Annotated in this window: 12 protein-coding genes; 3 read left to right on the forward strand and 9 right to left on the reverse strand. The window is 65.5% G+C overall.

All coding sequences use genetic code 11. The features are described 5' to 3' along the window. Positions 1–4: 4 nt before the first annotated feature. Positions 5–451 (reverse strand): type II secretion system major pseudopilin GspG, encoded by a 447-nt coding sequence (gene gspG, locus Q9246_RS13670; protein WP_306391115.1) that lies wholly within the window; start codon positions 449–451, stop codon positions 5–7. Positions 452–823: 372 nt separating this feature from the next. Between gspG and Q9246_RS13675 the strand changes: the two genes are divergently transcribed. Beyond that, complete coding sequence (locus Q9246_RS13675) at positions 824–1,582, forward strand: NF038120 family PEP-CTERM protein (RefSeq protein ID WP_306391118.1); 759 nt, start codon at positions 824–826, stop codon at positions 1,580–1,582. A gap of 60 nt (positions 1,583–1,642) precedes the next feature. Then, on the forward strand, positions 1,643–4,789 hold the full coding sequence (locus tag Q9246_RS13680) for a S8 family peptidase (protein WP_306391119.1): 3,147 nt from the start codon (positions 1,643–1,645) through the stop codon (positions 4,787–4,789). A 93-nt stretch (positions 4,790–4,882) separates the two neighbouring features. On the opposite strand, the gene Q9246_RS13685 is transcribed toward Q9246_RS13680, so the two are convergent. Together Q9246_RS13685 and Q9246_RS13690 are read right to left on the reverse strand one after the other, a co-directional pair. Beyond that, positions 4,883–5,287: a hypothetical protein gene (locus tag Q9246_RS13685; RefSeq protein WP_306391121.1), complete on the reverse strand. Its 405-nt coding sequence runs from the start codon at positions 5,285–5,287 to the stop codon at positions 4,883–4,885. Between the two features lie 30 nt (positions 5,288–5,317). Then, a complete protein-coding gene (locus Q9246_RS13690; protein ID WP_306391122.1) occupies positions 5,318–5,734 on the reverse strand; it encodes a hypothetical protein in 417 nt (138 codons plus the stop codon). 197 nt (positions 5,735–5,931) lie between these two features. On the opposite strand from Q9246_RS13690, the gene Q9246_RS13695 reads away from it, so the two are divergent. Further along, on the forward strand, positions 5,932–6,204 hold the full coding sequence (locus tag Q9246_RS13695) for a hypothetical protein (protein ID WP_306391123.1): 273 nt from the start codon (positions 5,932–5,934) through the stop codon (positions 6,202–6,204). 23 nt (positions 6,205–6,227) lie between these two features. On the opposite strand, the gene Q9246_RS13700 is transcribed toward Q9246_RS13695, so the two are convergent. The 6 genes from Q9246_RS13700 to galE form a co-directional block, all read right to left on the reverse strand. After that, positions 6,228–6,824 carry an NF038129 family PEP-CTERM protein gene (locus Q9246_RS13700; RefSeq protein WP_306391125.1) on the reverse strand — a complete coding sequence of 199 codons (597 nt, stop codon included), beginning with the start codon at positions 6,822–6,824 and terminating at the stop codon, positions 6,228–6,230. An 11-nt stretch (positions 6,825–6,835) separates the two neighbouring features. Beyond that, a complete protein-coding gene (locus Q9246_RS13705; protein WP_306391126.1) occupies positions 6,836–9,790 on the reverse strand; it encodes an ExeM/NucH family extracellular endonuclease in 2,955 nt (984 codons plus the stop codon). 173 nt (positions 9,791–9,963) lie between these two features. Further along, complete coding sequence (locus Q9246_RS13710) at positions 9,964–10,665, reverse strand: PEP_CTERM-anchored TLD domain-containing protein (RefSeq protein ID WP_306391127.1); 702 nt, start codon at positions 10,663–10,665, stop codon at positions 9,964–9,966. Between the two features lie 52 nt (positions 10,666–10,717). Then, positions 10,718–12,136: a mannose-1-phosphate guanylyltransferase/mannose-6-phosphate isomerase gene (locus tag Q9246_RS13715; RefSeq protein WP_306391128.1), complete on the reverse strand. Its 1,419-nt coding sequence runs from the start codon at positions 12,134–12,136 to the stop codon at positions 10,718–10,720. Next, positions 12,133–13,305, reverse strand: coding sequence for a nucleotidyltransferase family protein (locus Q9246_RS13720; RefSeq protein WP_306391129.1), 1,173 nt, complete (start codon positions 13,303–13,305; stop codon positions 12,133–12,135). Before Q9246_RS13720 ends, Q9246_RS13715 begins: the two co-directional genes overlap by 4 nt. Positions 13,306–13,321: 16 nt before the next feature. Further along, a complete protein-coding gene (gene galE / locus Q9246_RS13725; protein WP_306391130.1) occupies positions 13,322–14,320 on the reverse strand; it encodes a UDP-glucose 4-epimerase GalE in 999 nt (332 codons plus the stop codon). Positions 14,321–14,359: the final 39 nt, after the last annotated feature.

Raw genomic sequence — 14,359 nt, forward strand, 5'->3', positions numbered from 1 at the left:
GTGGTCAGTTGGAACTGATATCGGCGTTGTCGCCAGTCCCGCCCGGCTGCCCGTCCTTGCCGAGCGATAGCACTTCGTAGTCGCCACGGGTGCCTGGCGCGCGGTACTGGTAGGCGTTGCCCCAGGGGTCCGGTGGTATCGCCTTTTTCAGGTAGGGACCGTTCCACTTGGCGCCGGCGCTGGGCGGCGCCGTCATCAGGGCCGCCAGGCCCTCTTCGGTGGTCGGATAGCGGCCCACGTCGAGCCGGTAGGTGTCGAGTGTCTTGTCGAAGGCGTCGATCTGGGCCCGGGCGGCGGTCACTTCGGATTTGCCGAGCTGCGAGAAGTACTTGGGGCCAACATAGGCGGCAAGCAGGCCGATGATGACGATCACCACCAGCAGCTCCAGCAGCGTGAAGCCCGCGCCGCGTCGATGACCGAAAACAGCGCCCTGTTTCATAGCAAAAACCATCAAGCGACTCCTAGATTGCTTCTTTGAAATCCTGCCGTCGAAAGGTAACACGCTGGCTGGCGCGACGACAACTGTTCTTTTCAAAAGTACACGAGTCTCACGTCAAGCCAATGGCAACAAGTTGCATGTAACAATCTTTTCCAAATTGCAATGATGCATATTTCAAACGGATGACGCAGGCAACAAAATAATGATTGTTCATAGGGGAAACCAAATTTAATCAATGCAAGTTAACAAAAGTCAAAATATCTATTGTTAAGATTTTTTACACTTTAGTTATTTCCATTGATATATTTCCTAACAACCTGAACTTCAGGTGTTACACGCATGCCGCGCCCACAAGGCGAGAATTCTCAACCACAAAGGCAGATCATGACTCGGAAATCGCACCCGGCTTCATCCTCACTCGGCAAGTCCCTCTCCACCATCATCGGCCTGACGCTCGCTGGCGCTGCCTTCGCCATGCCGGCGCAGGCAGCCACCATCACGTTCGAGGGCGGCGCCGGCGCCGCGTACATCGATGGCGACACCTATTCCGAAAGCGGTTACACCTTCCAGTTCCTGTCGCCGTTCGCCGATGGCGCCGGTTCGCTGGTCGGTGCCAATATCGATGGCAGCGATCCGAGTTGGTGCCAGTCGATGGCCTGCCCCACCGGGACCAGCGGCGCCTACTACGGCGCCCTGAACGACAGCCTGATCTCCATTCTCTCGGACTCGGGGAATCCCTTCCGCCTGCAGGGTTTCGACGCCAGCTTCATCGGCCACACCAACGAACTGGGCGGCTACATGTCGACGGTCGGCCTGATCGAGGTGCGTGGACTGACGGCCGACGGCGCCGTCCTTAGCGAAGATTTCTGGCTCGGCGGTCCTGGCCAGAATGGCTTCTCGTTCGCGAATTTTGCCGCAACGACCATGTTCGACAATGCTTTCACCGAACTGCTGATGATCGGCTACGCCTGCACCGCGGATGGGTTTTGCCGCGCCTATCAGAGCAATGCCGCCCAGTTCGGCATCGACAATATGGTGCTGGTCGCCGACGACGCGTCCGAAGTCCCCGAGCCCGCCAGCGGCCTGCTGCTCGGCATTGGCCTGATGGGCCTGCTGGCCCGCGCACGCCGCCGCACTGCCTGAGCGCCTCGCCCAGTCCAGAACCGACAAGAACCGACAAGAACCGAACGAGGAATCACGCTCATGAAAATCCGTCCACTCTCCGCAGCGGTACTGCTTGCCCTGTCCAGCCTGACGCTGGCAGCCCAGGCCGACGACGTCCGCCGCCCGTATATCGTGCAACTGACCGACAAGCCGGTCGCTTCCTATGACGGCACGATCAGCGGCCTGGCCGCGACCAAGCCGGTGCCCGGCCGCCGCATCGACATGGCCGCCCCCAATGTCCAGATGTACTCCGCCTACCTCGACGGCAAGAAGGCCGCGGTGCGCGCCAGCGTCGCCAGCGCCCCCGTGACGCACACCTACGATGTCGTGCTGAACGGCTTCTCGGCCCTGCTCACCGACGCCGAAGTGCGCCTGCTGATGGCGCGCAGCGACGTGGAAAAGGTCCAGCCCGATACGCCGCTGCAGCTGGCCACCACCTACACGCCGACCTTCCTCGGCCTGGACGGGCCGGGCGGCGTGTGGTCGCAGCTGGACGCCAATCGAGCCAACCTCAAGGGCGAGGACATCATCATCGGCATCGTCGACGGCGGCGTGTGGCCGGAACACCCATCCTACGCCGACCGCGTCGACGCCAATGGCAAGCCGACCTTCGACAACAGCGGCACGCTGGTCTACGGCGCGCCACCGGCACGCTGGAACGGCACCTGCCAGGAAGGCGAAGGCTTCACCACCGCCAACTGCAACAACAAGCTGATCGGCGCCCAGTATTTCGACAGCGTCTTCCTGAGCGTCAACCGCCCGACCCACTGGAGCGAGTTCAATTCGTCGCCGCGCGACTCGATCGGCGGCGCGCTGGGCGAAGGCGGCCATGGCACCCACACCTCGTCCACCGCCGGCGGCAACGCGCTGGTCGACGTCACCATCAATACCGTCGGCATCGGCCAGATGTCGGGCATGGCGCCGCGCGCGCGCCTGTCGAGCTACAAGGTGTGCTGGTCGTACAACGACGCCACCCAGCCCACCGGCGCCCGCAACACCTGCTACGCGGGCGACAACGTCGCCGCCATCGACAAGGCGGTCAAGGATGGCGTGCATGTGATCAACTATTCGATCAGCGGCGGCCTGTCGATCAACGACATCGTCGAACAGGCCTTCTTCAATGCCTCGAACGCCGGCGTGATCGCGGTGGCCTCGGCCGGCAACGATGGCCCCGGGAACCAGGTCGCCCACGTCAGCCCGTGGCACTCGACCATCGGCGCCTCGACCTACGACCGCAGCCTGCAGGCCGACGTCGTGCTCGGCAATGGCCAGCGCTACAGCGGCGCCTCGATCAATGCCACGCCGCTGCCCTCGGCCCCGCTGATCGACGCCGCGGCCGCCGCCATGCCCGGCGCGAATCCGACCTTTGTCGCCCTGTGCTACAGCGCCGCCTCGAACGGTGGCGTGGCGGTGCTGGATCCGGCCAAGGTCAAGGACAAGATCGTGATCTGCAACCGCGGCACCAATGCGCGGGTGGACAAGAGCCTCGCCGTGTTCGAGGCCGGCGGCGTCGGCATGGTCCAGGTGGACAATGGCGCGGGCCTGGTGGCCGAGATGCACTCGGTGCCCTCGGTCCACGTGACCGCTGCCAAGGGCGCCGCCATCCGCAGCTATGCGGTCGGTGGCGGCACCGCCGCGATCACCCAGTTCAAGATCGGCGTGTCGGAACTGCCGGCCCCGATGATGGCCGGCTTCTCCTCGCGCGGCCCGAACCGCGCCGACGCCAATGTGCTCAAGCCGGACATGACCGCGCCGGGCGTGGACATCATCGCCGCCGTCACGCCCGAGCTGTCGCCCGCCGAGCGGCTGGACGTGATCAACGGCACCCTGACGCCACCGGTGGACTTCTCGCCGATGAGCGGCACCTCGATGTCGGCGCCGCACGTGTCGGGCCTCTCGGCCCTGCTGCGCCAGCGCTATCCGGACTGGCTGCCGTCGATGATCAAGTCGGCGCTGATGACCACCGCCACCAATACCGTCGACGACGGCATCGTCGGCGACACCGCCGGCCGCGGCGCGTTCGGCCAGGGCGCCGGCCACGTCAATCCGCAGGCAGCGCTCGATCCGGGCCTGGTGTATGCGATCACCGAAGCCGACTACCGCAAATACATGTGCGGCGCCGGCATGACGGCCCAGTGCGCGGGCGGCAGCATCCTCGGCTACAACCTGAACCTGCCGTCGATCTCGGTCCCGAATGTGCTCGGCTCGGTGGACGTGGTGCGTACCGTGACCAACGTCACCAATTCTCCAGGCACCTACACTGGCCGCATCAGCGTGCCCGGCTTCACCGCCAGCGTCAACCCGAGCACGCTGACGATCCCGCCCGGCGAATCGCGCTCGTTCACGGTGCGCCTGGTGCGCGACACCGCCCCGACCCAGGCCTGGCAGTACGGCGCCCTGACCTGGACCGGCCAGGGCCGCACCGTGCGCAGCCCGGTGGTGGCGCGCGCCGCCGGCGCCAGCCTGAGCGCACCGGAGTTCGCCTCCAGCGACCGCGCCACCGGCAACAAGCCGATGACGGTGTACACCAACTTCGCCGGCAAGATGAGTGCGGTCACCGGTGGCCTGAAGGAGATCGTCCGCAACGTCCACACCGCGCCGCAGGTAACTTCAAGCGCGACGACGACCCTCGAAACGATGCGCCAGGCCTGCGCTGCCGGCATCCCGGGCACCATCGTGGAACAGGTGTCGATCCCGAGCGGCGCCATGGTTGCGCAGTTCGAAACCTTCGACCGCGACACCACGGGCCAGGGTGGCGACGATCTCGACCTGCTGGTGCTGAACAGCGCCGGCGCCCTGGTGGATTACTCGGCCGAGGGCGGTTCGAACGAGACCGTCAGGCTCATCTCGCCGGCGGCGGGCAATTATCGCGTCTGCGCCATCGTGTATGAAACCTCGGACGAGGGTCCGACCACGTTCGGCCTGTCGTCGGCCGTGGTGACCACCGCCGACCGTGGCGGCAACTTCAGGGCCCTGTTGCCGGCCCGGGTGTACGTGGGCGGTAGCGCGTCGGTGGCGACCAGCTGGTCGGGCCTGCCGGCCGGCAAGCGCTTCCTGGGCGCGGTGCGCCTGCTCGACAACAACAACGTGGTGGGCACGACGACCGCGGTGCAAGTCGAGACCAACAACCCGCTGCCACTGGCGGAGCGAGGCCAGCGCGCGCGGCCGAAGCATCTGGTCAACTGATCAGGCAAGCTGAGCTGCTGCCAGGGCGACCTGACGGCAGCAACAAAAAAGCCCTGCAGGCTGGCCGCCTGCAGGGCTTTTTGCATGCTGGCTTCAGATATCCGTTGAAGGAGTGGCGAGCTGACAGCGCCCGGCAACGCAGACCGCGCCCGGATCGGGCCGGTGCTGGCAGGTCGACAGTTCGCCGCTACGCCCGGCCTCGGCCTGGCGCTCGCTGCGCGAACGCTGCGCCAGCGCCAGCAAGCGGGCCTCGTCGGGATGGGGACTGGACCACGGCAGGTAGAAGTCAGGTCCGCCACATGGCCTGGCGCCAACCGGCAGGGTGCGGCACTGGGCGCTGCTGTCGCAACTGGCCGCGCCGACCAGGCGCCTGATCTCGGCCACAGTGGCGCTGGAATCGCCCGCTGCCACCGTACTGCCCTGGACCGGCTGCGGGGCGCCGGCCTGGCTGGTGCAGGCGCCACAGGCAAGCAGCAGGCATGACAGGATCCGGTTCATGAGCTGGTCGCTCCGCGATGGATGGCGGCGTCAGGCCGCCGGCTGTCCGCCCAGCTGGCAGGCGCCGGCCACGCACACCGCGCCCGGATCGGGCCGGTGGATGCAGATCGACATCTCGCCGGTGCGCTGGATCTCGGCCTGGCGTTCGGTCTTCGAGCGCTCGGCCAGGGCCAGTAACGCCTTCTCGTCGGTCTGCGCGGTCGAATACGGCAGGTATTCCTGCGGCCCGCCGCAGGCCAGCGCGCCGACCGGCAGCGAGCGGCATTGCGCATTGTCGCTGCAGGCGGGCGTGCCGATCAGGCGCTTGATCTCGGAGACGGTGGCGCCAGGCTGGAGGGCGACGACGGGCGGCGCGCCTTCCTTGACTGGCGAATTGGCGGGATCACGGGCCTGGGTGGTGCAGGCGGAAGTCGCGCCGAACAGGAGGATGAGGATGAGATTTTTCATGCCTCCATCTTCACCTGCGATGTATATGTGGTCAAGTAGAACACCTTGACAAACTGTCACCAGATGTATCCTGCTGCCTCTTGTGTGTTAGTTACGGAACGCAAGGCGCCTTCATATTTTGCCTCTGGGAAATTGCGCCACGGAAAATTTACTCACTACAATAGCTTCGTTACAGACGAGCTTGTACGAGTTCACACATGACCTTCCTGCGCATCGCCTCCACCGTGGTCCTGCCTTCCCTCCTCGCCGCCTGCGGCGGCGCCGACCCTGCCTACATGCCGGTGCAAACGGCGGCCGCCACCATCGAGGTGGTTGCTGCGCCGGCCACCGCCGCCTCGGCCACGGTGCCGGCCCCCAACTGCGCCGCCGAAGGCTGCGCCAGCCTGCGCATCATCGACGGCAATGCCGAGGCCTGGCGCATCGACGCCGCCCGCCGCGCCGCGCTCGAGGCGCGCCTGTCCCAGTCCTGAGGCAAGGCGCCCTTTACGTGCGCTCAGCGACGGCGCCCCATGCGCTTCGTCGTCGCGAGCAGGAACAGGCCGCTCGCCAGCAGCAGCCAGGCGCCCGGTTCCGGCACCTGGGTCGCGCTGGCGAAGCCAGTGTCCACCAGTTGCAGTTCGGCCGGCTGTCCGGCGACCAGGTTCAGTTCGATCACATTGGCGAAGGCGCCCAGGTAATTGTAGGCATCGTCGATGAAGGCGACACTGAACAGGGTGCCGTTGTCGCCGCCGCCCAGCTCGAAGCTGACGTCGAAGCTGAACAGGCCGCCGAACTGGACCAGCTGGTCGAAGAAGTTCAGGTCGGGGCCGTTGCGCAGGACGACACCGTTGACGACGTCGCCGCTGACGTCGCCCGACGGCGGCAGGACGCCGCCATCCAGGAAGGCGCCGCTGAAATTGCTGACGCGGGCCACGGTCGGATCGGCGGCCAGCGGCCCGTTCAGGCCCAGGTCGAGATAGCCGACGGTACCGGCCAGCGCCGAGGTATCGAGCGAGACGCGGTACATCGGACCGGCCAGGGCCGCAGGGGCGCCGAGCGCGATCGACAGCGCCAGCAGCGCGCGGAACAACAGGGAGACGAGATTGGACATGGTGTTTTCCTTTAGAACGCGCCGGAGACCAGCTGCGGCGTGTAGATGAAGTTACGCTTGGCGGTATTGGTGAACGCGGTGGCGACGGTCACGCTGGCGCCCGGGGCGATGCTCGCCTGCGGCAGCGTGATGTACGGCGCGCCACCCTGCATGCCGCTCGGGCCGTCGAGCGTGATGCCTGCCGGCAGGCCGTTCAGCACCAGGTGCAGCGGACCGCCCAGGGGCTGGTCGCTCGTATTGGTGATGGTGACGGTGCCGGTGGTCTTGCCAGTCGCGCGGTTGATGCTGAAGCCATTGATCACGATCTTGCTCGATGCCGTGACATCGGTGGTGGAGCCGGCCAGGTTCAGGCTGACGACCAGCGGATCGTGGTCCGAGGCGCGGTAGGCGTTCTTGCGGTACACATCGGTGCCGGTGTTTTCGATGTTGTAGTCGATGTCCTTCGGTTCGTCGGCATTGTTATGCCATTCGGCCGCGCCCACTACCTGCGGCGCCAGCGAGCTGCTGGCCAGGACGTGGTCGAGCGAGCCGGCCAGGCCGTTGAACACATAGGAGTACGGCATCGCATGCGGCCGCACGAAGCGTTCGATCAGGTTGACCATGCCGGCGGCGCCGGTCAGGTGGTTGATCGGGTTTTCGAAGGCGTAGGCGTTCAGGTCGCCCAGCACCAGCACGTCCGGATCCTTGGCTGCCGCCACCACCTGCGGGATGAAGACATTGCTCAGGCGCTGGGCCTGGAGCACGCGGGTGGCGTCATAGCAACCCTGGCCATAGCCCTGGTCGGCGTCGCCGCCGCTGGCGCCGCCGCAACCCTTCGATTTCAGGTGGTTGGCGATGACCGAGAATTTGCCGCCATTGGCCGCCATGAAGGTCTGCGCCATCGGCGGACGGTTGTTGATCTCGTGTCCATCGGACAGCGCGCCGCCCACCAGGGTCAGCTTCGACGGCTTGTAGATCATGGCGACGCGGATCGCATCGGTGCCGAGCGCGACCGGGGCCGGCACCACGGCATAGGTGCCGGGCGCGGTGACGCGGTTGATCTCGTCGACCAGGTACTTGGCCGCGATGTCGCCATTGTTCTGGATTTCCATCAGGCCGACCACGTCGGCATCCAGCGCGGCCAGCGAGGCGACGATCTTGTCGCGCTGGCGGACGAACTCGGCGCTGTTGTCGGCGCCGCGGCAATTGCCGGCCGATACGCGGCCATCCAGCTCGCAGCCCTGGCCCGACCTGCCCCAGGCATCCCGGCCATCGGTGAAGGTGGTGAAGAAGTTCAGCACATTGGCGGCCGCCACCTTGATGCCTTCCGGCAGTACCGGCGCCGGCTGGCGCGCGTTGGCGCGCTCGATGACCGGGGTCTCGGTCGGCTGCAGCTTGAAGCCGGTGCTGGCCCCGCTGCTGGCGCCGGTCGAACCGAAATCGATCACGCCGGTCAGGTTGTCGATGGTGTCGCCGGCGCGCACGGTGCCGTCCTCGGCCAGGTAAGGCATGGCGGCCGGGGCGCGGAACAGGCCGTCGTCCAGCACGATGCGGTTGGCCATGTGCTCACGATACAGTGCCTCGGCTTCTGGCGAACCCTGCGGGTAGCGGCTGGTCGGCTGCTCGCGGCGGCCGCTGGACAGGGTCAGCTCGCCACGGTTGGCCAGGTCGCCATTGCCGTTGATGGTGAGCGTGTTGGTGATGCGCACCAGCATGCCTTCGACGCTGGCCAGGTCGGTGCCCGGCACGTTGATATTGGTCGGCGCGATGGTCGGACCGGCGCCCAACGAAGTGATATTGGTGACGTCCTTGAATTCGGTATAGGTGCGCTCGGCGCCGTTCGGACGGAATTCGACCACCAGGCCGGTCACGCTCACCAGCGTGCCGACCGGGTGCGCAGTCTCGGTACCGTACACATAGATGCCGTCCGACGTGGTCGGATCGCCATCGCCCTGCGGATCCTGGATGAAGAAGCCGCCGTCGACCTTGGCGGTGATCACACCGCGCGCGGTCTGCACGGTATTGGCATAGGGGCTGGTATCGCCCGCGCCCTGGATCTGCGGAATGGTCAATATGCCTGCGACGGCGACATTCACGGTGCAGCGCTCGGTCTCGTCCGCATCGTTGCCGAACTCGACCTGCACCGGATAGCGGCCGCCGGCCAGGGTGTCGGCGATGTCGAGGCGCGCCTCGGCCTTGCCGCCGGCCGCGCCGGCCGGGGTGAACTGGCCGAGGGTGATGCCGGCAACGCCGCCCGCCACGATGGTGGCGCGGTTGACGATGGCATCGCCATCGATCGCCGACAGCAGCGCCGAGCCGCCGCGGCCCTGCTCGACCTGCACCGTGGCCGGGCAAGTCAGGACGATCGGCTTCGGCGCCGGGCCGACGTCGCCGCAAGGCTGCAGCGGCGATACGGTGCTGCGTGGTCCGACTGGCGGCGCCAGCACGAAGTCGGCACTGTTATCGTCGGTGTCCTGGCAGCCGGCTGCGGCGCGCTGGAGCGAGAGGAGCAGCGTCGACGACGGGGCCGGCGATCCTTCGGACAGGTTGGCGCTGCCATAGCCGACCAGGTCGAGGATGCGGCTGCCGTCGCTGATGGCGACCTTGCCGGTCGCGCCTGCCATATTGAAGCTCGGCGCCTGGACGTCGAACACCTCGATCGGGTTCTTGCCCTGGTCACGGGCGCCGCGCATCAGGAAATACTGCCCCGGCGCCAGCGTGACCGACGGCAAGGGAGTGACGCTGCTCCAGCTGCTGCCACCCGCCGACTGGTATTGCAGCTGCAGGCCGGCCAGGCTGACCGGCGCGTCACTGCGGTTGTACAGTTCGACGAAATCGTGGCCGAAATTGCTGGCGGTGCTGTGCGAAAAAGCATACAGCTGGTTGATGACGACGTCGGCGGCAAGCGCCGGCGCGCTCGCCGCCAGGCCGGCGATGAGGCTTGCCAGCAGCGTGCGCCGTGGCGTGAAAGTTGCAAAGGTGGTCATTGATTCCCCGTTAGTTGTCGCACAATATGTGCCCGCCACATCCGTTAGCAGAATGATAGTAAATGCGGATATTGACAACATGATGACGAGAAATTAACCCCCTTGGGTAATTTCTAGCTTAGCGGAAATTTAATGCCGAGGAACCGGCTTGCCGCAGGGAAAATGCAGAGAATTCAGCGCCAACGGCGGCATGCGACGAAGCCGACCAGGGCCAGCCCGGCGGCCAGCAGCGCAGGGGCTTGCGGCTCGGGCACCAGCGAAATCGCATAGACCTCGAGCGCCTCGACGCGCCGGAACTGCCCCCCATACGTGCCGTCGATGATACTGCGGCCTTCGAAGGCAGGGTCGCCATAGCTGAGTTGCCAGGAAATGGAGGTGGTGAGGAGGTCGTCGACGAACAGGTCGGGGCCGGCGCCGAAGGTGGGACCGTGATCTGGCCAGTTATAGGTCTGGCGCGAGCCCTGGCTGGGCAAAATATGGTCGGACAGGAGCTGGCGGTACACGGCCGGCTCGGTATAGTTGAACAGGAAGCCGGTGCGCTGCCAGTTGCGCTCGGCGACATGCCAGCCGTCGGTCGACGACCAGCTGCGCGGGTTGTAGCCGCCCACCACCCAGTTGGCGCCGGCGTCGTCGGCAATGCGCATCAGGGTGAAGTTGCTGCCGCGCCCATCGGCGGCCGCGTGAAAGTCGAGCGCATCGTCGCCCGCCTGGCGGGTGTAGACGTTCTCGAAATAGAGGGGGCCGGCCCCGAACCAGCGTTCGAGCTGGCCCTGCAGGCTCGGGTCGAGCAGCGGCGCATCGGTTTGCGCCACTGCCGGCGATGCCAGGGCGCCGAGGATGACGGCCGCCCTGCCCGCTGCAAGAATCTTGTCCATGCAACGTCAGACTGCACGTCGCCGGACAAGTTCCAGCCGCGGATGATGCCGGTCAGGCGCGCTTGTAGATGTCCTCGAAGCGGACGATGTCGTCCTCGCCCAGGTAGCTGCCCGACTGCACTTCGATGATATGCAGCGGCAGCTTGCCCGGATTCTCGAGGCGGTGGTTCATGCCGATCGGGATATAGGTCGATTCGTTCTCGGACAGCAGGCTCACGGTATCGCCGCAGGTGACGCGCGCCGTGCCCGACACCACGACCCAGTGTTCGGCGCGGTGGTGGTGCATCTGCAGCGACAGTTTTTCGCCCGGCTTGACCGTGATGCGCTTGACCTGGAAGCGGTCGCCCGCATCGATGCCCTCGTAGTGGCCCCAGGGACGGTAGACACGGGTGTGATGCAGGTGCTCGGTGCGCTCCTTGGACGCCAGGTGTTCGACCACCTGCTTGACGCGCTGCACCTTGCTCTTACAGGTGACCAGCACCGCATCCTGGGTCTCGACCACGACCACGTCTTCCAGGCCGACCACGGCCACGATGCGGCTTTCGGCGCGCACCAGCGAGTTCTTGACGCCGTCCAGGTAGACGTCGCCGCGCTGGGCATTGCCGTTGGCGTCCTTGGCCTGGGTTTCCCACAGGGCCGACCACGAACCGACGTCGTTCCAGCCGATATCGGCCGGCACCACGGCGGCGTCGCGGGTGTGTTCCATCACCGCATAGTCGATCGAATCGGACGGGCAGGCCGAGAACGCGCCTTCGTCGAGGCGGCAGAAATCGAGGTCGCGGTAGGCGGCGTGCATGGCCTGGCTGGCGGCGCCGGCGATCGCCGGGGCGTGCTGCTCGAGCTCGGTCAGGTAACGGGCGGCGGAGAACATGAACATGCCGCTGTTCCAGTAATAGCCGCCTTCGGCCAGGAAGCCTTCGGCGGTGGATGCATCGGGTTTCTCGACGAAGCGCGCCACCTTGTAGCATTCGCCGCACTCGTCCACCGCCTCGCCGCGGCGGATATAGCCGTAGCCGGTTTCCGGGGTCTTGGGCACGATGCCGAAGGTCGCCAGCGCGCCCTTGGCCACCAGGCGGGTGGCGCGGTCGACCGCTTCGCGGAACGCTTCGCCGTTCTCAATCACGTGGTCGGCCGGCAGCACCAGCATCACGGCTTCGGGGTCGATCTGTTGCAGGTGATGGGCGGCGGCGGCCACGGCCGGCGCCGTGTTGCGGCCGACCGGCTCGAGCAGGATGCCCAGCGGCGTGATGCCGACTTCACGCAGTTGCTCGGCCACCATGAAGCGGTGGTCATTGCCGCACACCACGAGCGGCGCCATCATCTCTGGCCAGCCGGCCACGCGCAAGGCGGTTTCCTGCAGCATGGTCTTGTCGGCCACCAGCGGCAGCAGCTGCTTCGGCAAGACCTTGCGCGACAAGGGCCACAGGCGGGTGCCGGCGCCGCCGGAGAGGATGACTGGATAGATCTTCATGCGCTGACTTTCTCTTTCTCTAACTCGTTGTTGTCCTGATCCGCGATTTCCTTGCGCCGGGAGCGGCGACGATCGCGTGCATTGAGCCATTCCTCTGAGGAATACTCGGAGGCGTGCTTCATTTCGCCTTTTCGGTCGACACTATATTCCTTAAAGACAATCATTTCATTCAATGTTACATCATGCAACACGCGGGTGTACTCGAACAGCACGCTGCGCACGATTTCGGCGCCTTCGCAGATATGGCTGCCGTGGCCGATCCAGGTCGGGCCCACGATGCGGGCGCCGGCCTCTACTTTAACCCCGGAACCGATGTAGACGGGTCCCTCGATAGTCGTACCTTCCCAGTCGATGCTGGTATTCAGGCCCACCCAGACCCCGGGCTTGATCTGGATACCCGGCACGTCCATGTGGTTGACTTCGCCGGTGATGACGGATTGCAGCACTTCCCAGTAATCGCCCATGGTGCCGATGTCGAGCCAGTTGAACGGCCGGCCCTGGGCATAGAAAGGCAGGCCGCGCTCGGCCAGCAGCGGGAACAGCTCGGAACCGATGTCGAACGGCACGCCGGACGGAATCAGGTCGATCACTTCTGGTTCAAAAATATAGATGCCAGTGGAAATGAAGTTGGACTTCGCTTCTTGCTGGCTCGGTTTCTCTTGAAACTCCAGGATGCGGCCCTGCTCGTCCGAGACCACCACGCCATAGGACGAGACCTTGTCCCATGGAACCTCTTTCGTGATGACCGTGGCCATGGCGCCCTTGCGGCGGTGTTCCAGCAGCGCGGCCTTGAGGTCGAGGTCGATCAGGGCGTCGCCGCACAGCACCACGGTGGTGTCGTCGAAGAAGCCGCCGAATTCCTGGATTTTCTTCATGCCGCCGGCCGAACCGATCGGCTCCGGCACGACTTCGCCGTCATCCTTCGTATAGCCCTCGAAGGAGTAGCCGATCTGGACGCCGAACTGCTCGCCCTCGCCGAAGTAATCTTCGATCTTGTCGTGCAGCCAGCTGACGTTGACCATGATTTCGGACACGCCATGCTTCTTGAGGTGTTCGACCAGGTAGGCCATCACGGGTTTGCCCAGCAGCGGGATCATGGGTTTGGGCAGGTCATAGGTGAGCGGACGGACGCGTGTGCCCTTGCCTGCGGCGAGAATCATGGCTTTCATTAGACTATCCTTTAGATTATTTGGCTGTGGTTTGGTAGCGCCATACGTCGGCGCACATTTGAGCGACATCACGTTCGGCAGTCCAGCCCAGTTCCTCGCGCGCCAGCGACGGGTCGGCGTAGCACTTGGCCACGTCGCCGGGGCGGCGGTCGACGATCTGGTAGGCGACGGAACGCCCGCTGGCCGCCTCGAAGGCGCGTACCATTTCCAATACACTATTGCCCCGGCCAGTGCCGAGGTTGTAGGTGACGATGCCCGGCCCCTTGTTCAGGCGGTCCAGGGTCTTGACGTGGCCGATGGCGAGATCCACCACGTGGATATAGTCGCGCAAGCCGGTGCCGTCCGGGGTGTCGTAGTCGCCGCCGAACACCGACAGCTTGTCGCGCTGGCCGTTGGCGACCTGGGCGATGTACGGTACGAGGTTGTTGGGGATGCCGCTCGGCTCTTCGCCGATCAGGCCGCTTTGGTGGGCGCCGACCGGATTGAAATAGCGTAGCAGCGCGATGCGCCAGTCGGGCTCGGCCTTGGCCAGGTCGCGCAGGATGTCCTCGATCATCAGCTTGCTGCGGCCATAGGGATTGGTGGCCGACAGCGGGAAATCCTCGCGGATCGGCACCGAGGCCGGATCGCCATACACGGTGGCCGAGGACGAGAACACCAGCGACTTGCAACCGAACTTGGCCATCGTCTCGAACAGCACCACGCTGCCGGTGACGTTGTTGTCGTAGTAGCGCAGCGGCTGGGCCACCGATTCGCCCACCGCCTTCAGGCCGGCGAAGTGGATCACCGCCTCGGGCTTGTGTTCGGCAAACGCCGCTTCCATGGCCGCGCGGTCGCGGATGTCGGCCTGCACGAAAGCGAACGGCTTGCCGCTGATGCGCTGCACGCGCTCGCACACCGACTGCTGGGCGTTCGACAGGTTGTCGACCACCACCACGTCGTGGCCGGCGGCCTGCAGTTCGACGACGGTATGCGAACCGATATAGCCCACACCGCCAGTAACCAGGATCTTCATGTCTTTCGCTCTCTGTTCAATAAGTATGTTGTTAATCTG

The sequence above is a fragment of the Telluria beijingensis genome, from assembly GCF_030770395.1.
GTDB classification, from domain to species: domain Bacteria; phylum Pseudomonadota; class Gammaproteobacteria; order Burkholderiales; family Burkholderiaceae_D; genus Telluria; species Telluria beijingensis.

Coding starts and splice junctions, on each gene's coding strand:
- Q9246_RS13690 (WP_306391122.1), bottom strand. CDS start 5,734: ATGAAAAATCTCATCCTCATCCTCCTGTTCGGCGCGACTTCCGCCTGC.
- Q9246_RS13695 (WP_306391123.1), top strand. CDS start 5,932: ATGACCTTCCTGCGCATCGCCTCCACCGTGGTCCTGCCTTCCCTCCTC.
- Q9246_RS13700 (WP_306391125.1), bottom strand. CDS start 6,824: ATGTCCAATCTCGTCTCCCTGTTGTTCCGCGCGCTGCTGGCGCTGTCG.
- Q9246_RS13685 (WP_306391121.1), bottom strand. CDS start 5,287: ATGAACCGGATCCTGTCATGCCTGCTGCTTGCCTGTGGCGCCTGCACC.
- Q9246_RS13715 (WP_306391128.1), bottom strand. CDS start 12,136: ATGAAGATCTATCCAGTCATCCTCTCCGGCGGCGCCGGCACCCGCCTG.
- Q9246_RS13675 (WP_306391118.1), top strand. CDS start 824: ATGACTCGGAAATCGCACCCGGCTTCATCCTCACTCGGCAAGTCCCTC.
- Q9246_RS13705 (WP_306391126.1), bottom strand. CDS start 9,790: ATGACCACCTTTGCAACTTTCACGCCACGGCGCACGCTGCTGGCAAGC.
- gspG (WP_306391115.1), bottom strand. CDS start 451: ATGGTTTTTGCTATGAAACAGGGCGCTGTTTTCGGTCATCGACGCGGC.
- galE (WP_306391130.1), bottom strand. CDS start 14,320: ATGAAGATCCTGGTTACTGGCGGTGTGGGCTATATCGGTTCGCATACC.
- Q9246_RS13680 (WP_306391119.1), top strand. CDS start 1,643: ATGAAAATCCGTCCACTCTCCGCAGCGGTACTGCTTGCCCTGTCCAGC.
- Q9246_RS13720 (WP_306391129.1), bottom strand. CDS start 13,305: ATGAAAGCCATGATTCTCGCCGCAGGCAAGGGCACACGCGTCCGTCCG.
- Q9246_RS13710 (WP_306391127.1), bottom strand. CDS start 10,665: ATGGACAAGATTCTTGCAGCGGGCAGGGCGGCCGTCATCCTCGGCGCC.